Genomic DNA, 21,409 nt, shown 5'->3' with positions numbered 1-21,409 from the left:
CAATGTCGTTCCTCATCGCCTCCGGCCACGTGCAGGTTGATGCACGCACCGAGAAGGCCGAGGCTGCCATCTTGGGTGTCATCGGGGCACTCGGGGCGGTCGGGCCCGCTGCCGCTGTTGCTGGCGCGGGGATTGCCGCCGCGGGTACCTCCCTGGCCGCGTTCGGGGCAGCGGTGATCCCGCAGATCTCCAAGATGTCCGACGCGGTCAAAGCTCAGAGCAAGTACAAGGACGCGGTCGAGAAGTCGGGGAAGTCCTCGCAGGAGGCGGCGAAGGCCGAGAGCGAGTACCAGCGGACTCTGTCGAAGATGCCGCAGGCCACAAGGGAAGCCACTGCGGCGTTCGTGTCGCTGAAGGACTCCTATAAGGCGTGGTCGGACAGCTTGGCTGACGACACGATGAAGCCGGTCACGCACTCGCTCCAACTGTTTCAGGCGCTGCTGCCGAAGATGAGTCCGCTGGTGAAGACCGCGTCGACTGAGCTGGACCGGTTCGTGACCCTGATCGCGGGCGGGGTGGCGTCGCCGGGCTTCGACGCGTTCATGGTGAAGGTGGACAACTTCGCGCAGAAGTCGCTGCGGTTCATGCTGGACGGCATCGTTCACCTGGGGGAGAAGCTGGCCAGTTTCGCTGCGGGCGGCGGCTTCGATCGGTTCATAGACAAGGCCCGGGACATGGGGCCTCTGGTCTCTGAGACGCTGGGAAATCTGGCGAGGGCTGCCCTGCACCTGGCAGATGCCGGGGGAGATCTTGGTGTCACGCTGCTGACCGTGGCGAACGGTCTGGCGAAGCTGATCAATGCGGTGCCGACTGGCGCTCTAGGAACCTTCTTGCAGCTCTATGCCGGACTCAGGCTACTGAAGCTGGGCATGGCTGGGGTCACCTCTGTCTTCACAGCCACGGCGGTCAGGCGTATCGGCACCTTCTTTGCCGCCACGTGGGCGGGGGGGTTCACGGGAGCTGTCACCGGTGCCTGGCAGCAGATGTCGAAGCTGCAAAAGGCAGCTGTCGGCCTTGGCATCCTCGGCGGAGTGGCCCTCGGCATTTCCAAGCTGGCGGAGAAGGCTCGCGGCGCACCCCCGGACGTGGACAAGCTCACCACCAGTTTGAAGAATTTGGCCACCTCGGGCCAGTTCACGGGCGAGTTGCAGAAGACGTTCGGCAACATGGATGGCCTGATCGCCAAAGTCAAGGAGCTTGACAAGGCCACCGAGGCGTCGAAGAAGAACGTGCTCGGCTTCAAGGTGCCGGTGCTGGACGATGTGGCTCACTGGGTGTCGGGCAAGGTCGATGACCTGGTCATGGGCGGGAAGTCCCTCAAGGCGCTCCAGGAGGACTTCGAATCGCTCGACAAGTCCATGGCCCAGATGGTCAGCTCTGGCAACGCTGAGCAGGCCGCATCCGGTTTCGACCGGATCAAGAAGGCTATGTCGGATGCCGGGTACAGCACCAAAGAGATCAACAAACTGTTCCCGGAGTACAAGGCCAGCGTCGCCGCACTGAAAGCCGACCAGCAGTTGGCCGCCCAGGGCATGGGACTCTTCGGGCAGCAGGCCATGTCGACGAAGGCCAAGCTCGACGAGCAGAAGCGGTCGACAGACGGGCTCAGACAGTCGATCGTCGCGTTGAACGAGGCCAACCGCGGCAGCCTGGGCGGCATGATCGGCTTTGAGCAGGCGATCGACGACGCTGCGGCGGCGGCAAAGACCAACGCGAACTCCCTGCGTATGGTGCACGGCGAGCTGGACCTGAACAGCCAGAAGGCGAGGGACGCGTCCACCGCGCTGCAAGACCTGGCGACCAAGACGGATGACGCCGCCACGAAGGCACGCGAGTCGGGGTCGAGTTGGGAGCAGGTCAACGGCATTTACTCTCGGGGTCGCCAGAAGCTTGTCGAGTACGCCATGCAGATGGGCCTGAGCAGCAGCGAGGCCAACAAGCTCGCCTCCCAGATCCTGAAGATCCCGGACAAGAAGTCCACGAAGATCGAGATGCGGCGTGAGGACGCGATCGCTGGCCTGAACGCGGTCATCGCCAAGATCAAAGCCACGCCGGGCAGCAAGAGCGTCACCGTCAAAACGCTGAGCGCGTCGGCCATTCAGGCGCTGGAGAACATCGGCTTCAAGGTCACCCACCTGCCGAACGGCTCGTTCAAGGTCACCGCAAGCACCGGCTCGGCCGCGGCCAACATCGCCGCCGTCCAGCGGGCCCGCGACGCGTTGCAGTCGAAGAACGTCACGATCAGCGTCACCACCCGCTACTACTCGGTAGGCAAACCCGGCAGCGGTGTGCGACAGCTGCCGTATGCCCGAGGCGGCCGAGTGCGCAGCTACGCCAGCGGCGGTGACGTGCAGATGTACCCGGACGGCGGATACGTCACTGGGCCCGGCACAGGCACGTCCGACAGCATCCTGAGCCTGTTCCCCAGCGGTGCGGTGGGTCGTATCAGCAACACCGAGTACGTGATGAAGGCCGCGGCGGTCGCTAAGTACGGCGTCAGGTTCATGGATGCGGTCAACTCTGGGCGTCTGCCTCGCTTCGCGAAGGGCGGCCTGACGGAGAAGCAGAAGGAGGCCGCGCGGAAGCAGGCTGAGGCCAGGTCGTCGCTGCGCGGGGACGTGACCCTCGGCAACATGTCGACGATCGCGGGCCGGGTGAACCCGGAGATCCGGGGCATGCTCGCGAAGCCCGCGGACGAGTCGGCGTTGATCTCGTCGCTGTACAGCCTCCAAACGAAGATCAAGGGATCGTTCTCGGGGGCGACTGAAACACGGCTCCTGAACCAGTTGACCCGCTCGGCGTCGTCGCTGTTCAAGCTGCGCGACTCAGCCGAGGCCAACGCAAAGGCGCTCGACTCGGCGAAGGACAAGCTCAACGACCTCAAGGGCCAGTTCGACAACCTCAAGGCGTCGGTCAAGTCCAACCTGATCGGCTTCGCGAACATCACCAAAATCGGCAAGTACGGCACCAACCCGCAGGCGCTCATCAACCAGCTCAAGTCCGACACCGGCCGCACCACCGAGTTCTCCAAGCAACTGGAAGAGCTGAAGAAGCGCGGCCTCAACGCTACCGCCATCTCCGACATCGCCGCAGCCGGAGTCACCGGCGGCGGCATGGCCACCGCCCAATCCCTCCTAACCGCCACACCAGAGCAGATCAAACAGATCAACGCGTTGCAGGCACAGCTCGTCTCCTCCGCCGACAAAGCCGGGACCACCGTCGCTGACAGCATGTACGGGGCCGGCATCAAAGCCGCCGATGGGCTGGTCAAGGGGCTCACGGAGAAGCAGAAGGCCATCGAAGCTCAGATGATGACCATCGCCAAGAGCATGGAGCGGGCCATCAAATCCGCCCTCGGCATCCGGTCCCCGTCGCGCGTCATGGCCAAGCTCGGCCAGCACACCGCCGACGGCTTCAACCAAGGCCTCGCCTCCCGCAAGAGCCTGATCACCACCCCGGGCACGATGCGGCTCGTCACCCCAGCCGCACTGCCCGCATCCTGGCAGCAAGCCGCAGCCATGACCAACATCCAAAACCTCACCGTCAACGTCAACGGCAGCTTCGACATGGCCTCCCCAGCCGAACGTCGGAAGGTCGCCGACGCCCTCGCCGCCGAGATCAGCGAAGCACTCCGCAAGCGCGACAAGGAGAGGCGACGCTAATGCCCCAAGGCGACTACGGAGACCTCCGCATCGGCCGCCTCCTCCTCCGGGAGACGTTCAAGGCTGGCGAGTCCAGCAGCGACAACCGCACCATCGACCTCGAAGGCCAAGAATCCAGCCCGCCCCTCACACGGGCCGACCTGGTGTGGCGGCACGACAACCTGTGCGCCCTCGTCGAAGGCGCCGTCGTACCTGCAACATGGACTGACAAACCCGAACGCAACTGCTACGTGACCGTCACCTCGGTCAGCGCGGACTACACGGAGTGGCGCACCGACATCGTCACCTCCGACTGGAAGATCCAGGCCACACGGCTGGGGTCGGATGCCGAGGTCGATCTCCAGTCGCGCCTCACCGGCATCGTCCGGGCCAACGACTTCTCGCTCACGGGGGAGCGTTGGCATGCACCACCCATCGGCCACTACAGCTACTACACCGGCAGCAGCAACCCGACCAGCATGACCCGCGCCGGCGCAGACGGCACCATCACCGTCTACCGTGGCGTACCCACAGGCGTCTCCCCACGTTGGGGCTGCACCCCCACCAACTACCTCAACGGCCGGGTACGCCTCACCTCGTCGGGTACCGAGCTGTGCGGCACCGACCAGAGCCTCGGCCCGGCCGGCTGGGCCCTGACCAACGGGCTCGTTAACGTCACACCGGGCGCCTCGGGCACGCTGGATGTGCAGACGTACACAGGTGGCGCCTGGCGCAGCAAGGAGTGGAACATCAGCGTCGCCGGTTCGGGAGCCAGTATCACCTCGTGGGATGGGGCCACGCTTCTGCGCAACGACCCCGAGCACGTCATCCTGCGCCTCACCAAGAGCCTCTCCCCGGGCCGGGCAACACTCGACCTGGCCCTCCGCCGCGGCAGTAGGTTCGTCGAGGGCTACCTTCAGACCGGCACATCGACGACCCTCGGCGCCTACCTGCGCACCCTGGAGTCCAGCACTAGTGGCACCGGCTACGTCACTGCGTCCGGTAACGACGCCGACGGCAACCGGTTCGCCTGCGGCTCGGCGCGCACGTTCACCGTCCACGCCAACGGCGGGCTGGTGAAGTCGAGCGCCACATCGCTGGATTTCTGGATCGGTGTCGCGGCAGGAGGAGGCAGTGCTGTCTCAGGGGACACGGCGACGGACCTGCGGAATCAGTACATCGCCAGCATGCCCGAAGCGGTCTACGCGGTGAGGCGGTGACCGAATGGCCGTAACGGAGATCCTCGAAGCCCTCGGCTCGTTCGAGATCGAGCTGTCGTCGTCCACACCCCGCGAGACTCTTGACGCCATCGACTACTTCGGGCACATCGCCATCATCCCCGGCCGGATCGACCCAGCGGGTTACGGTGACGGACTCCTCACCGCGGCCCGCTACGTTGGCGTCGTCCGCTCCCGTCGTGTTGACGACGACCGCCGCACCAAACGCATCGAGGACGCCACCAAAATCGGTGGCGTCGGCATGGCCTTCTGGCTCGGCGATGAAGACGACAAAGGCAGCGTCTACGAGAACGCCGTCGAACCCGCCAGCGCTACTTTCGCCACCGCCGTCACCACGCTGCTGCCCGCTTCCGGCGCCGTCACCCCAGGCACCCTCTACCCCGTCGCAGGGTTCTACTCGGGCCGCCACATCTATGAGACACCCCGCAAGGCGATCACCTACGTGTGCGACACCATGTCCACCACCAGCGTGCCCGTCGGCTGGCGCGTCAACGGCAACGGCACCATAGATGCTGGCCCCGAGGCGGACCTATACGTCACCGATCCGGTGTGCGTCATCGTCAAGCGGGGTGCCGGGGAGGACATGCACCTGCGTGCCCTCCCCGGCACCACCGGCGTCAGCAGGGATGTAGAGGACTACTCCACGCGAGTGGTGCTGCTGGCCGAGGGGAACGGCGAGAGCATCGCCACAGGCACCGCGGACATCACCCCAGGCACCTCGTACAGAGACCTGCACGGCAACGCTGTCCGGCTCACACGGCTGGTCTCCGAGTCCGACACCAGTACTGGCAATGCCGACACCAGGGCTGCGGTAGCTCTCAACCAGTACACGGGCACCCGCGACTCCCTCGAGCTGTCCACCAGCGATTACGACGTGCACGGCTCATTCCAGGTTGGCGACTACGTGTGGGTGTATGACCCCGACCAGGGCCTCGTCGACACCGCGAACGAGGTGACGTTCCGTGGGGGGCGCATCAATCCCATCAAGCTGCGGGTCGCCGAAACCCAGTGGCCGGTTACCGCCGGATACACGGTCGCCTACCGGGCCGGAGACGGCACCTGGTGGGACCTCACCGATCACGTCCAGTTCGAGTCCCAGTCCGATGTGCGGATTACGGTCGGCGAGTTTGGGCGGGCGCTCACTTCGGCCGGCACGGAGCCGGTGGGGTCGCGGCCAAACTCGGACACGAGCGTGCCGGGGATCCCTACGTTCGTGGAGCCGTTCGTCGGCTCCGCCTACCTGGACGGCCGCGGTTTCACCCGGGCCCGGGTCATCCTCTCGTGGAACGCGCCAAACAACGTGGATGGCAGCACTGTCCTCGATGGAGACCATTTCGAGATCCGCTGGGCGATCGACACCGACATGATCTACCCGGCGACCTGGTCGCAGGTCTCGCAGGTGCGCTGGATGGATCTTCAGACGTGGGCGCAGCCATTCGCGGCTCCGGACGGGGACTGGCAGACCATGTTCGTCGCCTGGGGCGAGTCCACAGCACAGTTGCAGGATCTGTCGCCGGGTGTGGGCTACGACGTGCAGATTCGGGCCGTCGACAAGGCGGGCAACGTCGGGGCATGGAGCCCCGTGACGACGTTCGTGGCGTCCGAGGACAACATTCCGCCGTCGACTCCGGCTGCCCCGACGGTGGCTGCGAGCCGGATCGCCGTGCAGGTCACCCACACGTTGGGCAAGAGCTCCGGCGGCACGTTCAACCTCGAGAGCGACCTGCACCACCTTGAGATCCATGTCGACTACGAGCCCACCTTCACCCCGTCCGAGACGACCCTCAAGGGGAAGGCGTCGGCCACGGCGGGCATGATCCAGGCTGGCATCCCGGTCGTGGTCACGGTGCCGGTAGAGGAAACCTCGGCCCGCTACGTGCGCGTGGTCGCGGTCGACATCACTGGCAACAAGTCGGGGCCCAGTGATGCGGCCACCGCAACCGCACTGTTGATCGACGACGCCCACATCTCCGACCTCACCGTCTCGAAGGTCACGGCTGGCACCATCACGGCGTCCTGGGTGATGGCCGGAGAGATCAAAACCGCAGACACTGGGGCACGAACCCGCATCAGCGGCGACGGCATCGAGGTGTACAACGCGGGTGGCACCCGCACGCTGTACGCCGAAGCGGCCACCGGTAACGTCAGCATCGTTGGGCAGCTCCTCTCGGGCACCACGGGCCGCCGCATCGAGATCAACCCGACCGCCACCTACCTCCCGGAAATCCGTTTCTATCCCACGGTCGGCAGCGACTACGCGTTCATCAACGCCGTCGGCTTCGACACGTATCCAACGCTCGGCATCAACGGCGGCCAGTCCGACGATGGCGGCGTCACCGTATCCCCGCGCCTATTCCTCACCGACAGCATCAGCATTTTTGAAATCATCCGAGCGGATGACCAGAGTACTCGGGGTGGCTTCACTCGTATCACCAGCACCAACGCCGACGTGGGCTGGACAGATGGCGGCAGCAGTGCCAACTGGATGCGCTTCCAGTCTGATGGCATTACTCGCCACTACGGGCGCTGGAAGGATTTCGACGCGGTCGACTCCAACGAGGGCTTGTTCACCGGCCACATCGTGATCAATGCGGGGACGGGAATCGCCGTCAGCTACGGGCCAACCATGGACAGCTTCATGCGGCCCATCGTCACCGTGTACGACAACGTGCTCCACACATTCGGGATCACAGCCGAATCCGCCAGCAGTTTCAGCGTCGACATCAGCCCGGCCGGATCCGGCAACTGGGACCTCAACTTCTGGGTGTTTAGGACGTCATGATGGCCCCTATCGAGTACACGGTCACTGGCGTCACGGAGGACACCGGGCGCGACCTGTGGCACGTCACCTACCAGAATGCGGCCGGGGATGTGCGGCACCACGTTTTCCCCAAGAACACTCTGGAGTGGAGGGCCGCCGAGTACGGCATCGACCTGGCCGACGCGGACACGTTGCTCGACGTTGTGCTGCACGAGCCGCATGCCCCACACCCGGACGACAGGCTCAGCGCAGACGACGATCCGGTAGCAGCGGCTGGGCTGATGTCACCAGCCCCCGTCTCCCGGGGCACAGTGCACGCAGGCGACCTCGTGCCCACCACCCTGTACACGGCAGAGACGGTCGAGCAGGCCCGTGAGGCGCACCTGCTGCGCATCCAGTACACCAAGGCCAACCGGGTGCGGATCTCGGCCCCCAAGGGCCGCAAGGACCCGCTAGATGTCATCCGGCAGCACGGCGCAGACCCGGAGCGCGTGGCGGCTATGGCGCAGCACGTAGACCGCACCCGTCGACGTCTGCGCGGCGAACAGGTACCCGACCGCGCCGGGCTGCCCATAGACCCCGGGATCGCCCGCCGGGCGAACGCCCGCAGCGGTGAAAACGAGGAGGCCGACCGTGCCTGAACCGTCTACCAGCAGGCTCGGCCTGTACAAGCCTCTCAACGACGGCTCCGAGCTCGTCAACGTCCAGCAGGATCTCAACCAGAACTGGGACAAGATCGACCTGGCGGCAGGTTTCCAAGCATGCACCTCCACCACCCGCCCGTCCACGCCCTACAGCGGCAAGGCCATCAGGGAGACCGACACCGCCCGCACCTACGTCCACAACGGCTCCAGCCCAGCATCCGCCGGCTGGGTACAGATACCCAACTCGGCCAGTACTTTCGACGCTGACCTCGACCTCACTAGCGGGCATCAGCTCAACATCGGCGGCAGCAGCAGTAGCGCCCCCCTCTCAACGGTTCTGTCGTCGGCCAGCAGCAACATGATCTCGTCGAGAGTCAGCGGTGACACCAGCAGCAGATGGCTCGTGAACGCTGACGGCGGCATCAGTTGGGGCCCCGGAGGTGCGGCAGCACTCGATGTCACTTTGTCTCGCAGTGGCACCGGAACGCTCACCCTCGTAGGTAATCTCGCTGTGACCGGCGCCGGCCAGGAACGCTACGTCATCAAGCCTTCCGACACCGCACGCACCAGCGTCAGCACCGTCGCCGACGACCCGCACCTTACAGCCACGGTCGTCGCAGGCGGCATCTACCTGATCAGGTTCGTGGTCTTCGCCACCACAGCCGACCCCACCAGTACCGACATCAGAACCGCCTGGAATGTGCCATCGGGATCCACCGGCCTCAAACTCATGCACGGCTCCGGAGACACTGCCGCCGACTTCGGCAGCGGCACCAACACCCGAGGCCGCTTCGCAGGACGCCAGTACTCCACCACCGGCAGCTACCAATCCGAAGCCAGCGCCGTCGCCATTCTCGAGGAATCCATCATCACGATCGGCGGAACCGCCGGGAGTGTCACCTTGCAGTGGTCCCAAACCGTGTCCGACACCGACGCGGTCACCGTCCTCGCCAACTCCTACATGTACATTCGCCGACTCGCCTGAAAGGGGCACCCATCATGAACGCCGACTACATCAGAGTGCAGGCACACGGAAGCGACCTCGGAGCGCAGGTCGAGGTCAAGGTGCTCAGTACCGAGCAGGTCGAGGTCCCCGATGGGGACCTGGCCGCAGCCGTCAAGGACTATCTGGCCAGCCTGCCGGGGGTCGTCAGCGTCACCGCGACCGCGTTCACCACCGTCAACGAATCCATCTGAACGGAGGAGCCGTGTCCCTCTTCGAGACGATCCTGGTTGTCGAGGTCGGCATCATCGCCTTGTCCTATCTCATCGGCCTACTCCGCCGCCCCTAGCCCCGATCGGTCGACCGGCCCGGGAGGGGGAGGGATCGTCTCGGGCCCGGCCGACGCCTGCGGGCGCAACTGCTCCAGTTCGGCCTCGAGCTCCTTGACCTTCGTGCGCAGCAGCACCGACTCATAGACGAGCTCGCCCATGCGCTCCCGGCACGCGGCAAGCGCTGCTTCCATGCTGATCTGACCGGCCATGTGCTGCTCCTATCGTGTGCGGGCGTCGCCGCGGTCGGCCCGCCCGGAGGTGTTGGCGCCGTGCAGGTTCCACAACCAGGTGCGCTCGGGCAGGTGCTCGATGCGGGCGCCCGCCTTGACGCACTCCACGGTGAACTGGAAGTCCTCGCCATAGCGCTCGCCATTGATGAGGGCGCCTTCGGGCGGCTGGCGGAACCCCACGGCCTGGGCGAGTTCGGTGCGCACCAGGATCGTGATCGTCGTCTGCGTCGGCCGCTCCGGATCGAAGCGGCGGCCGAAGTGGGGGAGCGGATCGGCGCCGAACCCCACGGCCTCATACCAGGCGTAGCAATAGTCAGCGCCCGTCTCGATGGCGCACTCCATCAACCGCTCCAGGTGCACCGGCTTGAGCTGGTCGTCGCTGTCGAGGAACGCCGTCCATGGCGTAGTGACCTTCCGCAGCCCGCGGTCCCGGGTAGTAGGCGCGCCAGCCCGGGCGAGGTCGTGCTCAACGACGATGGACTCGGTGGGCAAGGTCTGGCCCAGCACAGAGCCGATGGCCCGCTTCGTCATGCCGTTCCGCACCCGCGCCGGATGGGTGGGAATCACCACTGTGATGCCGCTCATCGCTTCACTTCACTCCTTGCGCCCACGCGTAGGCGTCACCCGGACGCGGGTTGTAGGTGACCGTCGCCTGCCGGAACAGATGCTCCAGCTCCTCTTGGAGCGGCTGCGGGGACACGTTGCGGTACCACTCCCCGGGTGCCGGAGACGGGGCACCAGACGCCCCATGCGGGTACCTGCCGTCCGAGGCGCAGGTGACGAACAGGGCCTGCGGGCCGGACGGGCGCAGCGCCTCCGACGCCGTTCGGAGGATGCACCGCCACAGCTGCACGTGCTCCAGAACCTCGGTACAGACCACGATGTCGTAGCGGTCCCAGCCGATCGGCCACGGCTGCGTCGCGTCGTGCACCAGATCCACCCCGGATCCCGGCTCGACATCGCAGCCGGCCCACGTGGCGTGGGGGAGCAGATCACGGATGCTGCCGTTGATGTCCCGGCCGCCCAGGTCCAGCACCCGCCACGGGGCGCCCAGGGCGAGGCCGGAGTCCTTGAGCATGCGGGCCAGCCCGTCACGTGCTTCAGGATGCATCAGTGCGGAGCCCTCCCCCACTTGGCGACGAACGTCTCCCGATCCCGCGCAGCCTGCTCGGCAAGCTCGAGGCGTTCCTGCATGGATCCGTTCGGGCAGCGATGCTCCACGGCCAGGCCGGGCACGAGGAGCGCGCCGCCTTGCTCACGGGCCGTCCAGTCGAGGTCGTCGTCGCTGTACCACCAGGCCATCGACTCATCCAGCCTCAGCCCTGCGTCGCCACGCAGCATGTACGCGTAGCCCGTGATCCGCTGCCGCAGATCGACCGGCTCAGCCCGGGTGTGGAGGATCTGCTCAGCACCGCCGTGCTGGTCCGGGTAGGCGAGCAGCGCCGAGGTGGATCGCATCGCCGACGACAACCCATCCACCCAGTCGGGCGGCACGACCACGTCCGAGTTGAGCACGGCGATATCCCACTCGCCAGCGCCCGCCATCACCACTGCGGCGTGCTCTGCAAGACGGATGCCGCAATTCCACAGCGTCGAGATGTTCGGAGGGTCGAGATCCACCTGAGCGGACCCCACGAACGCCCCGCTGTCCTGCGCCCACTGGTCGGGGTCGATCGAGGGAACGCTGCCATTGTCGATAATGTAGACGGCGTCGACCTGGCCGACGACCGAATCCACGCAGTCGGCGAGCATGGCGTGCCGGTCCCGCGTGGGGACGACCGCGACGCGGAAGGGTCGGTTCACGCGGCACTCCAGATGGTCGTGTGAGGATCCGCCGTCTCGGCCCGCAGCGGCGCGTAATAGTAGACAGCCAGCGAACGACGCCAGTGCTCGCCGACGATCGGCTCCGGATGCCCATGCCACGACTCCAGGCCACAGGCGAAGATGACGGTGCGGTTGAACAGCGGCAGCACCTCAACCTCACGCCGGGCGCCCAAGTACAGCACCCCGCCCCAGTCGGCATCCCACCCGTCGTTGAGGAAGACGAGCATGTTCAGGCGCCGCTCCAGCGGCAACGTGGGGTGCACGTTGAAGTCCCGATGGAGCGCGAGCCGACCGCCCGGCCCGGTCATGTGCATCCCACCACCCACATCGTCCGCCGTCAGCGGGCCGATACCCGTCAGGGCGTCCAGCGTTCCGCAGGTCTCCTCGCTGCGCGCCAGGTCGAAGAAGGACCGGGTCGCCGGGCCCCACAAGCGAGCATCCCCGGAGCGCTTGCCGTACTCCTTCGGATCCGGGTAGGTGATCCACCGCGGATCGTCCCCGGGAGGGAACTCGGCAGCCGCCGCCCGCAGCAGCCCCACGTCCCACAAACCGTCGACCACCAGATGCGGGAACGGGGCGGCATCAGCGAACTGGCGCTCGTGCGCGATGGTGAACCTCACGCCGCCACCTCCGCCGCAGTGAGCCCGAGCCACTCGGGATGCCCCAGCGTCCACTCCACCGTCCGCCGCAGCGAATCCTCCAGGGGAAGCGGCGCGGTCCAGCCGGCCTCGGCCAGCTTGCTGCCGTCCAGCCCGTATCGAAGATCGTGGCCCGGCCGGCTCGAGTGGAAATCCACCAGGTCGAGCTTCGGATCCTCGATGCCCATGAAGCGGGCGAGGAGATGGACCATCTTGATGTTGTCGACTTCCCGCTCACCGACGATGTGGAAGCGGGACGGCCGGTCGTGCTGCCCGTACATCTGCGGGGTGTGATTACGGAGGAGCCACAGCCACGCGTCGGCGAGGTTCCTGGCGTGCAGGTAGAAGCGGCTACCGGGGCGCCCTTTGGGGGAGACGTGCACTGTGGCTGGCTCGCCACGGAGGAGGGCTCGCATGGTCTTGGGTACGAACTTCTCGGGGTCCTGCTGCTCGCCGATGATGTTCATCGTGTTAGAGATGACCACGGGCACACCGAACGTCCGCCAGTAGGTGAAACAAACGGCTTCCTGCGCCGCCTTGCTCGCGCTGTACGGGTTCGACGGCAGCACGGGGTCCCACTCGCGATGCTCGTAGCCGTCAGGGGCCGGGCCGTACACCTCGTCCGTCGACATCTGGAGAACCACCTCGGGCTGCGCCTGCCGGGCGTAGTCGAGCACGTTCGTCATGAGCTCGACGTTGTTCCGCACGAACGGACCCGGGGCCTCGATGCTGCGGTCGACGTGCGACTCGGACGCGACATTCAGCAGGTAGTCGACCCGCCCGAAGCGGGTCGCGGTCACGGGGTCGATGGGTGCGGACAGGTCGCAGTAGACGACGTCGACCCTCTCCCACCATTCCGGGTTGGTCTCCAGCGCGGAGGCGATCCGCTTCGGCACGCCCTTGTGCCGGAAGGTCACCGGGCAGGCGACGGTCCAGTCGGTGTTGGCCATGAGGTGGCGGAGGACGTGGGAGCCGACGAACCCTCCGGCCCCGGTGAGGAGTACGTGCTTGGTCATCCGAGGATCGCCTTCTCCCATAGCGGTGCGGTCTGGGTGATGGTGTGCTGCCGGGCTTGCTCGCGGGCTGCCATGCCCATCTCGCGTCGCATGTCGGGCTCATAGGCGAGAGCTCGCAGGCAGGCAGCCCATTCGTGATCGCGGCGGACGAGGTATCCGGTTGTGCCGTCCCAGACGTAGTCCTCGTAGGGGCGGACAGCGGAGGCGACGATGGGGATACCGAGAGCCCCGCACTCGATCGCTTTCAGAGTGGACTTCGACTGGTTGAACAGGTGCGGCCTCAGTGGGGCGATGCCGATGTGGTAGTCGATGGTGCGCAGGAAGTCCTCGACGCCGGGAACCCAGGGCGTGAACCGGGCCCGGTCGGCGGGGATGCGCATCCATGTGCCGTAGTCGTTGCCGATGCAGTGGAACTCGGTGCTCGGGTTGCGGGCGAGGAATCGGCGGAGCTGGTCGGCTGCCTGGTCGAAGTCCATGGCGTGGGTGGCTGATCCGCCCCAGCCGATGGTGAGGACCCCGTCGTCGCGCTGCTGCGGCTGGTGGTCGAGGAGCCAGTCGGGTACGGCGTTGGACACGATGTGCACGTTCGGGTTCCACTGGGCGATGCGCTCGGCTAGGGGCTCGGTGGTGACGGTGACGGCGGTCGCCACCTCGATGTTCCGCTGGAGGTTGGCACGGATCTCCGGGCGGGCGAAGTACTCGTGGGCGACGGGGCTGCTGGCGTCCACGTTCCACAGGTCGTCGTCGACCTCGAACACCAACTTGCGGCCCTGGGCGGCGAGCATCTGCCACAGCTTGGACGGCTCGGGCTTGCACACCCGCTGGCCGACGATGACCGTGTCCGGGTTGTCGCGAGCCTCGGACGGCATCTTCATGCTGTGCGCCACTCGGTAGCCGAGCCCGGCGAGGCCCTGCATCGGGAGGGCTATTCGGTAGTAGCCGCAGCCTGTCTCGTCGGCGGCCCAGCCGAAGACATCCAGGTCAGCCATCGCTGCTCTCCGTCCAGCCGTACCCTTCGGCGATGATGCGGAGACGCCGTTCGACACGGGTGTCTCGGCCGCAGTCGCAGGGATTGCCACGCCGTTCGTCGTCACAGGTCTCGCCGTTGTCGCGCTCTTCGGTGGCCGCCGCGCAGGTGTACCAACAGTCCTCAACGACAAGGTGCCGTTCAGCGGTGATGTCGGCGATCAGTTTCCGGTCGGCGGCGCAGCGGCGGAGGACGACGGAAGGGTCGTTGAGGGCGATGTGCTCGCCTGTTCCACGGCGGGGGACGAACGCGACGGTTCCGCTGTTGACAGCGTCTCGGACTTCGCGGGCGAGGTCGTCGTACTCCCAGATGGGGGACGGCTGCTGGTGGTCCTGAGCGATCTGCTCCCGCTTGCCGATCTCTTCCAGGAGCCAGGCGTGCAGGTCAACCACTGGCCTGCTCCGTCCATGGCGCGGCGCTGTGTGCGGCGCGGGTGACGGCGTCCCAGAACTCGGCTGCCGCCGCATCGGGCTGGTAGTTGGGGCCCTGCTGGATGCTGCCGTCCGGGCGGATACCGACGATCAGCGTGCCGTCGTCGGAGTGGAGGGCGATCACGAACACGGGCGGCTCCGGCTGACCGATGGACACCTTCTCGCCTGCCGGGGGGATGTACTCGGCCAGCAGGTCGCCCCCTTCTCTTTCCTCTCTGGTAGCGATCTCTTCGGCCAGCCGTGCGACCTCATAGCCCATGTCGGCTGCAACGGTGAAGCGATGCCCGCACGGCCGGAACAGGAGGCTCAGAGTGTCGTCGGGGAACCTCGTCTCGCTCGCGTGGACTTCTACGGCAGACCGAGCACAGGCCGGACAGTTGGGCAGGGGCGCCAGGATCAGGGTCAAGCCGTCCTTCTGCTGCTGCTCGCGCCGCGCCATGGCCACGGCCACCGGCAGGAACTGCTCGGCGGTGAGAGGCATGGGCTCGGTCACGACGACTCCTCGGAGGGCTCGGTCATCCGGGGGAGTGCCTTGCTGTGGTGAATGGGTGTGGTGGCCATGTCACCCGCCGCCTGCTGCTCGGAGAGGAGCGTGTACGTCTTGCCGCCGTCGGTGGAGAACGCTTCCGGGTTCCGGGCGGACTGCCACAGCGGGGTGGGCGTGGTGCCGTCGGCGTGCCGGTCGATCCACTCGCCCGGGTTGTCGGTGAGTTCGGACAGCGGCTGGTACCGGAGCAGTTTGTCGAGGTAGAGGGCGGCGTAGTGGGCGCTGGCGCCACTGTGTCCCATGTCGGCGAAGGCTTGGACGACTCGGCAGAGGCCGTCGATGACGTCTCGGTCTTCGCCGACGAGGCGGAGTTCACGGCGGGCGTGGGCGACGAGGTTGCTCATGCGGGTGCTCCTGGTGCGGGTTGTGCGGGTTTTGGTGTGGCGGGGCGTGGACCCGCACGGCCATGCCCCGCCACAGGGTCGGACCGTGACCCACCGCCAGAATACCTCTATGCCTTGGATTCATAGGAAAAAGTAGTGCAACGGTCTACGATTCGAAGGAGACGTCTGTTAGGGGATCCCGCATGGCCACACCACTCACCGCCGCCCAGGCGCTCACCGCCCTGAAAGCCGAGGGCTGCAAGGTCGTCGAATACCGGGACTGGCGCACCCACAACCGGGAGGGCCACGGCGCGTGGGGCCCGGTGCACGGCGTAATGATCCACCACACCGTCACCTCCGGCACCGACTCTTCGGTCGCCCTCTGCTACGACGGGCACGCCAGCCTGCCCGGCCCGCTATGCCACACCGTCGGCGCCAAGGACGGCCGCCTGTTCATGGTCGGCTGGGGCCGCGCCAACCACGCCGGGCTCGGCGACGACGACGTCCTCCAAGCGGTCATCGACGAACGGGCGCTGCCGCCGGACAACGAGGCCAACACCGACGGCAACCGCGCCTTCTACGGCATCGAGCTCATCAACCTCGGCAACGGCAAGGACCCCTGGCCCGAAGCCCAGGTCGACGCAGCGGCACGCTGGGCCGCAGCCCTGTGCCGCAAACACGGCTGGTCCGAGCGGTCGGTGATCGGCCACAAGGAATGGCAGCCCGGGAAGATCGACCCCACCTTCGACATGGGCGACTTCCGGGCCCGCGTCCGCGTACTCCTCGCCAAGACCCCCGGCAGCAGCACCCCGGCGCCCACCACACCCAAGACGCCCACGCCCCAGCAGCAGGAGGAGAGTGACGTGCCCAGCACGCTCGGCCTGTACAACACCACCGACCGGCCCCTCGTGCCGGGAAAGTGGACCACCATGACGGTCGACAAGACCGACATCGTCACCGGCGCCAAGGCATACACCGCGAGCGTGATGCTCACCATCGACGGCGCATCCGCAGGCGGCACCCTCCAGGGCCGCTTCTACCACCAGCGCACCGACGGCAGCAGGTGGGACTCGGGCATCGTCGAACGCCCCACCACCGCGGGCACCACCTTCGCCGATTTCCCCCACGCCGGATCCATCGCCGCCAGCGAGAAGCTCAGGTTCGAAGTCGCGTACTTCCCCGCCACCTCCGGCGACGAGAAGTCCGTCACCATCACCACGTCGCGCGTGCGCGGCCTCTACTGGAAGTGAGACACCCATGACCGCGCATCTCGACAAGGCTTACTGGCTCGGCCTGCTCATCAGCGTCGTCCTCCCCGTCCTCGTCGGCCTCGTCACCACCCGCGTCACCCACGCCGGAACCAAGGCCGTCCTCCTCCTCGCCCTCACCGCAGCCAACGGCTTCCTCGTGGAGCTCGCCAACCCTGGCCCCGACTACGACCTCGGCACCGCCGTCGTCCTCACCCTCGTATCCTTCGGCACCGCCGTCCTCGCCCACTTCGGCCTGTGGAAGCCCACCGGCGTCAGCAGCAAGGCGCAGGACACGCTCGTCACGTCGAAGGCCAGCCCGATACAGGGCGTCTGATGCCGCGCCGGGTGGCCCGGCGGTTCGCCCGTGCCCTGGGCCGCCGCGGCGCAATCCTCCTCTCCTACGGCACCGTATGGTCGCTCATCGGCTACGCCCAGATCGCCTCCCCGCAGCCAGACCAGCGCGGACTACAGCCCGCACTGAACGTCATGCCTCTGTGGGCATGGGGCTGCGCGTGGCTCATCTGCGGACTCGTCGCGATGGTCGCCGCATGGCTACGGCAAGGCGTGGATGCGATCGGCTTCCTGGCCCTGCCGCTGATCGTGCTGCCGTGGATGACCAGCTACCTCATCAGCTGGATGACGGGCGAATACCCGCGGGGGTGGGTTGCGGCGGCAGTCTGGGGACTGATCGCGCTGCCCGTGATCGTGGCTGCCGGGTGGCCAGAGCCCCCGAGGCCCAAGAGCGTAAAGGGGCCCTGACGTGGGCGTAGACACCTGGGTACAGGCCGGCATGGGCCTGGTGGGCGCGGTCGGCGGCATCGTCGCTGCCAGATCCGCGAGACGCACCAGACGCCAAGAGCGCCGGGATGATTTCAGTGCGGTCACCGGGCAGATGGAGAAGACCATCCAGCGCCTGGAGAAGCGCATGGAGGACCGCGAGACGGAGGCGGAGCGGCAACGGGAACGCATCGGCCAGCAGGACGCCGCCATCGGATGGCTCCTCGGCCGGGTGCGCGGCCTGACCGGCTACATCCGGCAGCGCGGCATGGAACCGCCCGCCCCGAATCCGATACCCACTGAGGCCCGCGAGTACATCCGCAATTTGGACGTGTAAGAACCGGAGTGAGACCGCCATGTCCAACATCGTTTTCAATGTCGCTCTCGGGCGGCTCGCCTACTACACGTCCCTGCCTGCCGCGAACGACGCGCTGATCCTGGTGCCGTTGGAGAGTAGCGGGCTGGAGACCGACGCCGTCCTCCGCGACAAGGACACCCTCGCCGACGTCGTGGCGGGCACCACCAACGAGCAGACGACCATCGGCAGGAAGACGCTCGCCAGCGTCACCGCCACCGTCGACGACACCAACGACCGGGTCACGCTCGACGCGGCCGACGTCACTTGGACGTCACCAACCGGCAACGCGGTCGGTGCAGTCGTCATCGGCTACGTGCCAGACACCACTACGCCGAGCGACGCCGCGGTGATCCCGCTCACCAAGCACGACATCAGCTGGTCGCCGGACGGCAACAACTTCACCCTCGCCATAGCGGACTTCGCCAGGGCCAACTCCGCCGCGTAACGGCGGGCGGACCGCCGGGAGCATGCCGTGACGAGCTTCAGCGACGACTTCAACAGGCCCGACTCAACCGACCTGGGCGCCGGGTGGGTGGAGGTATCCGGCGACTGGTCGATCGTCTCCAACCAACTCTCCCCAGGCGCGGCGGGCGGCACGATCATCCTGCGGGCCGCGGGCGCGATGGCGACCTCCGACCACTACGCGCAGGTCACCATCGCGGCGACCACCACGGCGAGTCAGGGTGTTTGGTGCCGCGGCAACGCGAACATCAGTCAGGGCTACCTGTGGCGCAACAACGGCTCGAGCTGGGACCTGTTCAGCGTCGTCGGCGGATCGTTCACCAACATCGGCACCTACGCGGCAGCAGCGGCACCAGGCGACGTCGCGAAAGTCCAGGCCGTCGGTACAACCGTCAAGGGATACGTCAACGGGATCGAGCGGGTCAGCGTCACGGACACCGGCGTCGCGACGGGCACAAGCGTCGGCATCCGCTCCGACTCGGCCGGCGCGATCCGCTACGACAACTTCACCGCCGCAGACGTGACCGCCGGCGCAACCCTCAGTGTCGCGGCCGCGGTAGAGACCGCCCAGCCGCTCACGGGCTCCAAGGCAGCCACGCCCGGCGTCGCCGCCGAGACGGCCACCGCACAAACTCTCACCGGGCTCGTCACGGCAACACTCGGCACAGCCACCGCCGCCGAGACGGCCCGGCCGCTGACCGGCGGCAAGACCGCCACGCTCGGGACCGCGGTCGAAGTCGACACAGCGCGTCTGCTCACTGTGCCGTCCACCACCGTGCCCAGCCCGGAACGCACCTACCAGATCCCCGCCGAGAACCGGCGCCTCGTCGTGGCCGCCGAACACCGCACCCTAGAAGTCCGGAGGTAGGCCGCGTGCCCAACAACTTTGTCAAAGACCCGCAGGCCCTCCTGGACTACACGTGGGACTGGTCCGCGTGGCTCGCTGACGTCTCCGACACCATCAGCACTGCGACGGTCACTGTGCCTGCCGGGCTCACGGCTGTCGGGGCGCCTACTGTTGGCGACACCGCCGTCACCCAGCGGGTCTCGGGTGGGACCGTTGATGCCGCCTACGCGATGGTCTGCCAGATCACCACTGCCGGGGGGCTGATCGACGAGCGGTCGATCTACCTCACGATCGGCGAACGGTGAGGAGCGGAGAATGCTGGCCCGCCCGTTTCGGCAGGGACGGGTCGACGCGGATCATGCGCGCGGCTTCGGTGCAGCACCCAGAACGTCCCGTACTGCGTACAGGAACTCCGCCCGACTCTCATGCATCGAATTGCGCGTCTGCGTCCACGCGTCGTGAATCGGCCCGGCCCGGCCGCCGGTGACGTCCCCGGCCATCTCCCACGCGCGGAGACGCAGGTCCTGGAGATCTCCCAGCAACTCCAGCGCTCGCTCTTCCACGCTTTCCGGGCCCAACACCATCAGCCGCTCGTAGCAGGTTTCAACACTGATCGTGGCCCGGTCCAGTTCGTCTCTGATGTCTGCGGCCTGGATGCCATCACTTTGTGGTGGTCCGCCGATCCTGAGGCGAGCGCGCTCCCACTGCTCCTCCACGGCCGCTAGGGCCCGATCCCACTCGCCGATGTAGGTGACATACGTTTCCTGCCGCTGGTTCCGGAGCCAGTGCCCGTGCTCGATCGCGCCTTGGTCGACAACCTGGCGCAGCACCGCATCCGCCGCCTTCTCGGCACCCTGCCTGGCGGCACGGCCCGTGTACCATCCCGACGCGACGGCGCCGAGGAACGCGGCTACCCCTGCGGCTACCGCCGCCCACCCCTCATCCATCCCGGCATCATGCCCGTGTTCGCCGCCCCGCTACCCTGACACGCAGCCGCCCCGCCTGCTTACCTCAGGCGGGGCGGCGCTGGTGCGTGGGGTCACTTCTCCTTGGTGTCGGCGGGCGGGGGTCCGAGGCGGCGGAACAGTGTGTCGAGCCCAGTGTTGATGGTGCTGGCGGCGGCCTCCGGCGCGCTGCGGTGGGCGTCGATGAGGGCGATCTGCTGCTCGTCGGGCAGTTGGTGGAGGAACTCGGCGTCGCCGTACCACTCCTCCTTGACAGCCAGCGCCTCCGCCTCGGTGGTGCCGGGCAGAACGGCCCACGTCGCGGTGCACCAGGGCTCGTCGTCGAAGTGGTGCAGTCGCCCATGGCTGAAGCACCACGCGAAGGTGGTTGTGGTCGGTTGGTTCACGGTTTCTCCTCTGTGTTGGTGGTGCGGCGGACCCACACGCGGCGGGCGGGGGCAGGGCGGTCCGGGGCGGCCTGGTCAACTCCCTGCGCGACACGCACAGGCGCCGTTAGGGATGCGGACGAGGTCGGCGATGTCGTCACCCTCCAAGCGCAACTGCCGCGCGAGAACGGCACCGACGGCGGTGACGGCTCCCCAGCGGCGGTCGATCATGCGGTCGGCCAGATCGTGGACGAGCCGGTAATCGGCCGCACCTCGGTCGCCGAACCCGAAGTGCGGGTTGAGGCTGAGAAATCCCGCCCGGTCGTGGCGGGCCGCAACCTCGGCGCACATGGCGCGGGCCGGGGTCCACAGACCGGTCTCGCGCAGCCACCGGTCTGTGGCTCGCTCGCCAGCCCCGGTGTAGGCGGCGGCGTCTTCGCCGGTGCTATGGCCGCAAGCGCCTGTGGCCCCGTCGGTGTCGCCCTCGCTCCCGCTTGGAGCCTGGATCTGTGCGTAGTGGAGATGTGCGCCGCCATCGAGGGCCGCGACGGCGTGAGCGGCCTCATGGATGGCGCGCATCTGATGGAGCGTCTCTGCGGGCAGGTCCCACAACGGCCCGTCGCCCCGGTCGTAGTGCACGTAATGGCGCGTCGGATACGGCTCTCCGTCCACCCACAGGACGGTGTGCCACCCCGCGTTCTTGCCCGCCGGAATGGCAGTACCAATGCGCCGTCGGGAGACCTTGACGACCCCTTTGGCGATCTTCGCAAACAGGCCCATGGCTGGCCCT

Annotated in this window: 26 protein-coding genes; 13 read left to right on the top strand and 13 right to left on the bottom strand. The window is 67.1% G+C overall.

Translation table 11 applies throughout. From position 1 onward, the window contains the following. Positions 1-2: 2 nt before the first annotated feature. The 6 genes from ACT2CW_RS42320 to ACT2CW_RS42295 are packed head-to-tail and all read left to right on the top strand — an operon-like array spanning position 3 to position 9,481. Complete coding sequence (locus tag ACT2CW_RS42320) at positions 3-3,662, top strand: phage tail protein (RefSeq protein ID WP_445520432.1); 3,660 nt, start codon at positions 3-5, stop codon at positions 3,660-3,662. Next, positions 3,662-4,861, top strand: coding sequence for a hypothetical protein (locus ACT2CW_RS42315; RefSeq protein WP_445520431.1), 1,200 nt, complete (start codon positions 3,662-3,664; stop codon positions 4,859-4,861). Before ACT2CW_RS42320 ends, ACT2CW_RS42315 begins: the two co-directional genes overlap by 1 nt. Positions 4,862-4,865: 4 nt before the next feature. Next, positions 4,866-7,661: a hypothetical protein gene (locus tag ACT2CW_RS42310; RefSeq protein WP_445520430.1), complete on the top strand. Its 2,796-nt coding sequence runs from the start codon at positions 4,866-4,868 to the stop codon at positions 7,659-7,661. Further along, on the top strand, positions 7,658-8,281 hold the full coding sequence (locus tag ACT2CW_RS42305) for a hypothetical protein (RefSeq protein WP_445520429.1): 624 nt from the start codon (positions 7,658-7,660) through the stop codon (positions 8,279-8,281). The genes ACT2CW_RS42310 and ACT2CW_RS42305 overlap by 4 nt, the downstream gene beginning before the upstream one ends. After that, positions 8,274-9,269: a hypothetical protein gene (locus ACT2CW_RS42300; protein WP_445520428.1), complete on the top strand. Its 996-nt coding sequence runs from the start codon at positions 8,274-8,276 to the stop codon at positions 9,267-9,269. Before ACT2CW_RS42305 ends, ACT2CW_RS42300 begins: the two co-directional genes overlap by 8 nt. Positions 9,270-9,283: 14 nt before the next feature. Next, a complete protein-coding gene (locus ACT2CW_RS42295; RefSeq protein ID WP_445520427.1) occupies positions 9,284-9,481 on the top strand; it encodes a hypothetical protein in 198 nt (65 codons plus the stop codon). 77 nt (positions 9,482-9,558) lie between these two features. On the opposite strand, the gene ACT2CW_RS42290 is transcribed toward ACT2CW_RS42295, so the two are convergent. The 10 genes from ACT2CW_RS42290 to ACT2CW_RS42245 are packed head-to-tail and all read right to left on the bottom strand — an operon-like array spanning position 9,559 to position 15,616. After that, positions 9,559-9,768, bottom strand: coding sequence for a hypothetical protein (locus tag ACT2CW_RS42290; protein WP_445520426.1), 210 nt, complete (start codon positions 9,766-9,768; stop codon positions 9,559-9,561). Positions 9,769-9,777: 9 nt separating this feature from the next. Then, a complete protein-coding gene (locus tag ACT2CW_RS42285; RefSeq protein WP_445520425.1) occupies positions 9,778-10,374 on the bottom strand; it encodes a glycosyltransferase family 2 protein in 597 nt (198 codons plus the stop codon). A gap of 4 nt (positions 10,375-10,378) precedes the next feature. Continuing rightward, on the bottom strand, positions 10,379-10,900 hold the full coding sequence (locus tag ACT2CW_RS42280) for a methyltransferase domain-containing protein (protein ID WP_445520424.1): 522 nt from the start codon (positions 10,898-10,900) through the stop codon (positions 10,379-10,381). Continuing rightward, positions 10,900-11,592: a glycosyltransferase family 2 protein gene (locus tag ACT2CW_RS42275; RefSeq protein ID WP_445520423.1), complete on the bottom strand. Its 693-nt coding sequence runs from the start codon at positions 11,590-11,592 to the stop codon at positions 10,900-10,902. Before ACT2CW_RS42275 ends, ACT2CW_RS42280 begins: the two co-directional genes overlap by 1 nt. Continuing rightward, entirely contained in the window at positions 11,589-12,233 is a 645-nt protein-coding gene (locus ACT2CW_RS42270; RefSeq protein ID WP_445520422.1) for a 2OG-Fe(II) oxygenase, read from the bottom strand. The genes ACT2CW_RS42275 and ACT2CW_RS42270 overlap by 4 nt, the downstream gene beginning before the upstream one ends. After that, positions 12,230-13,267, bottom strand: coding sequence for a dTDP-glucose 4,6-dehydratase (locus ACT2CW_RS42265; protein WP_445520421.1), 1,038 nt, complete (start codon positions 13,265-13,267; stop codon positions 12,230-12,232). The genes ACT2CW_RS42270 and ACT2CW_RS42265 overlap by 4 nt, the downstream gene beginning before the upstream one ends. After that, the gene (locus tag ACT2CW_RS42260) at positions 13,264-14,256 is read right to left on the bottom strand and encodes a glycosyltransferase family protein (RefSeq protein WP_445520420.1); all 993 of its coding nucleotides are present in this window, start codon (positions 14,254-14,256) and stop codon (positions 13,264-13,266) included. Before ACT2CW_RS42260 ends, ACT2CW_RS42265 begins: the two co-directional genes overlap by 4 nt. After that, the gene (locus tag ACT2CW_RS42255) at positions 14,249-14,686 is read right to left on the bottom strand and encodes a DUF6221 family protein (RefSeq protein ID WP_445520419.1); all 438 of its coding nucleotides are present in this window, start codon (positions 14,684-14,686) and stop codon (positions 14,249-14,251) included. The genes ACT2CW_RS42260 and ACT2CW_RS42255 overlap by 8 nt, the downstream gene beginning before the upstream one ends. Then, entirely contained in the window at positions 14,679-15,218 is a 540-nt protein-coding gene (locus ACT2CW_RS42250; RefSeq protein WP_445520418.1) for a hypothetical protein, read from the bottom strand. The genes ACT2CW_RS42255 and ACT2CW_RS42250 overlap by 8 nt, the downstream gene beginning before the upstream one ends. Then, positions 15,215-15,616 (bottom strand): hypothetical protein, encoded by a 402-nt coding sequence (locus ACT2CW_RS42245; RefSeq protein WP_445520417.1) that lies wholly within the window; start codon positions 15,614-15,616, stop codon positions 15,215-15,217. Before ACT2CW_RS42245 ends, ACT2CW_RS42250 begins: the two co-directional genes overlap by 4 nt. Before the next feature lie 182 nt (positions 15,617-15,798). Here ACT2CW_RS42245 and ACT2CW_RS42240 point away from each other — a divergent pair, with 182 nt between their 5' ends. Genes ACT2CW_RS42240 through ACT2CW_RS42210 form a run of 7 tightly spaced genes read left to right on the top strand, consistent with a single transcriptional unit; the run spans position 15,799 to position 19,594 of the window. Next, positions 15,799-16,845, top strand: a complete 1,047-nt coding sequence (locus ACT2CW_RS42240; RefSeq protein ID WP_445520416.1) for an N-acetylmuramoyl-L-alanine amidase — start codon at positions 15,799-15,801, stop codon at positions 16,843-16,845. A gap of 7 nt (positions 16,846-16,852) precedes the next feature. Next, positions 16,853-17,179: a hypothetical protein gene (locus ACT2CW_RS42235; RefSeq protein ID WP_445520415.1), complete on the top strand. Its 327-nt coding sequence runs from the start codon at positions 16,853-16,855 to the stop codon at positions 17,177-17,179. Next, entirely contained in the window at positions 17,179-17,604 is a 426-nt protein-coding gene (locus ACT2CW_RS42230; RefSeq protein WP_445520414.1) for a hypothetical protein, read from the top strand. The genes ACT2CW_RS42235 and ACT2CW_RS42230 overlap by 1 nt, the downstream gene beginning before the upstream one ends. 1 nt (position 17,605) lies before the next feature. Beyond that, complete coding sequence (locus ACT2CW_RS42225) at positions 17,606-17,959, top strand: hypothetical protein (protein WP_445520413.1); 354 nt, start codon at positions 17,606-17,608, stop codon at positions 17,957-17,959. A gap of 19 nt (positions 17,960-17,978) precedes the next feature. Continuing rightward, positions 17,979-18,425, top strand: a complete 447-nt coding sequence (locus ACT2CW_RS42220; RefSeq protein WP_445520412.1) for a hypothetical protein — start codon at positions 17,979-17,981, stop codon at positions 18,423-18,425. A 27-nt stretch (positions 18,426-18,452) separates the two neighbouring features. Continuing rightward, positions 18,453-19,310, top strand: coding sequence for a hypothetical protein (locus ACT2CW_RS42215; RefSeq protein WP_445520411.1), 858 nt, complete (start codon positions 18,453-18,455; stop codon positions 19,308-19,310). A 5-nt stretch (positions 19,311-19,315) separates the two neighbouring features. Further along, entirely contained in the window at positions 19,316-19,594 is a 279-nt protein-coding gene (locus ACT2CW_RS42210; protein ID WP_445520410.1) for a phage fiber-tail adaptor protein, read from the top strand. A 51-nt stretch (positions 19,595-19,645) separates the two neighbouring features. Here ACT2CW_RS42210 and ACT2CW_RS42205 read toward each other — a convergent pair whose 3' ends face one another. From ACT2CW_RS42205 to ACT2CW_RS42195, 3 genes are all read right to left on the bottom strand, one after another. Then, positions 19,646-20,236, bottom strand: coding sequence for a hypothetical protein (locus ACT2CW_RS42205; protein ID WP_445520409.1), 591 nt, complete (start codon positions 20,234-20,236; stop codon positions 19,646-19,648). Positions 20,237-20,328: 92 nt separating this feature from the next. Next, complete coding sequence (locus ACT2CW_RS42200) at positions 20,329-20,640, bottom strand: hypothetical protein (protein WP_445520408.1); 312 nt, start codon at positions 20,638-20,640, stop codon at positions 20,329-20,331. Positions 20,641-20,715: 75 nt separating this feature from the next. Next, positions 20,716-21,399, bottom strand: a complete 684-nt coding sequence (locus ACT2CW_RS42195; RefSeq protein ID WP_445520407.1) for a hypothetical protein — start codon at positions 21,397-21,399, stop codon at positions 20,716-20,718. Positions 21,400-21,409 lie beyond the last annotated feature (10 nt).

The organism is Streptomyces sp. NEAU-174 (assembly GCF_052665095.1).
This window is presented reverse-complemented; position numbering and strand designations above follow the sequence as displayed.

Coding starts and splice junctions, on each gene's coding strand:
- ACT2CW_RS42320 (WP_445520432.1), top strand. CDS start 3: ATGTCGTTCCTCATCGCCTCCGGCCACGTGCAGGTTGATGCACGCACC.
- ACT2CW_RS42315 (WP_445520431.1), top strand. CDS start 3,662: ATGCCCCAAGGCGACTACGGAGACCTCCGCATCGGCCGCCTCCTCCTC.
- ACT2CW_RS42310 (WP_445520430.1), top strand. CDS start 4,866: ATGGCCGTAACGGAGATCCTCGAAGCCCTCGGCTCGTTCGAGATCGAG.
- ACT2CW_RS42305 (WP_445520429.1), top strand. CDS start 7,658: ATGATGGCCCCTATCGAGTACACGGTCACTGGCGTCACGGAGGACACC.
- ACT2CW_RS42295 (WP_445520427.1), top strand. CDS start 9,284: ATGAACGCCGACTACATCAGAGTGCAGGCACACGGAAGCGACCTCGGA.
- ACT2CW_RS42290 (WP_445520426.1), bottom strand. CDS start 9,768: ATGGCCGGTCAGATCAGCATGGAAGCAGCGCTTGCCGCGTGCCGGGAG.
- ACT2CW_RS42285 (WP_445520425.1), bottom strand. CDS start 10,374: ATGAGCGGCATCACAGTGGTGATTCCCACCCATCCGGCGCGGGTGCGG.
- ACT2CW_RS42280 (WP_445520424.1), bottom strand. CDS start 10,900: ATGCATCCTGAAGCACGTGACGGGCTGGCCCGCATGCTCAAGGACTCC.
- ACT2CW_RS42265 (WP_445520421.1), bottom strand. CDS start 13,267: ATGACCAAGCACGTACTCCTCACCGGGGCCGGAGGGTTCGTCGGCTCC.
- ACT2CW_RS42260 (WP_445520420.1), bottom strand. CDS start 14,256: ATGGCTGACCTGGATGTCTTCGGCTGGGCCGCCGACGAGACAGGCTGC.
- ACT2CW_RS42245 (WP_445520417.1), bottom strand. CDS start 15,616: ATGAGCAACCTCGTCGCCCACGCCCGCCGTGAACTCCGCCTCGTCGGC.
- ACT2CW_RS42240 (WP_445520416.1), top strand. CDS start 15,799: ATGGCCACACCACTCACCGCCGCCCAGGCGCTCACCGCCCTGAAAGCC.
- ACT2CW_RS42235 (WP_445520415.1), top strand. CDS start 16,853: ATGACCGCGCATCTCGACAAGGCTTACTGGCTCGGCCTGCTCATCAGC.
- ACT2CW_RS42230 (WP_445520414.1), top strand. CDS start 17,179: ATGCCGCGCCGGGTGGCCCGGCGGTTCGCCCGTGCCCTGGGCCGCCGC.
- ACT2CW_RS42220 (WP_445520412.1), top strand. CDS start 17,979: ATGTCCAACATCGTTTTCAATGTCGCTCTCGGGCGGCTCGCCTACTAC.
- ACT2CW_RS42205 (WP_445520409.1), bottom strand. CDS start 20,236: ATGGATGAGGGGTGGGCGGCGGTAGCCGCAGGGGTAGCCGCGTTCCTC.
- ACT2CW_RS42195 (WP_445520407.1), bottom strand. CDS start 21,399: ATGGGCCTGTTTGCGAAGATCGCCAAAGGGGTCGTCAAGGTCTCCCGA.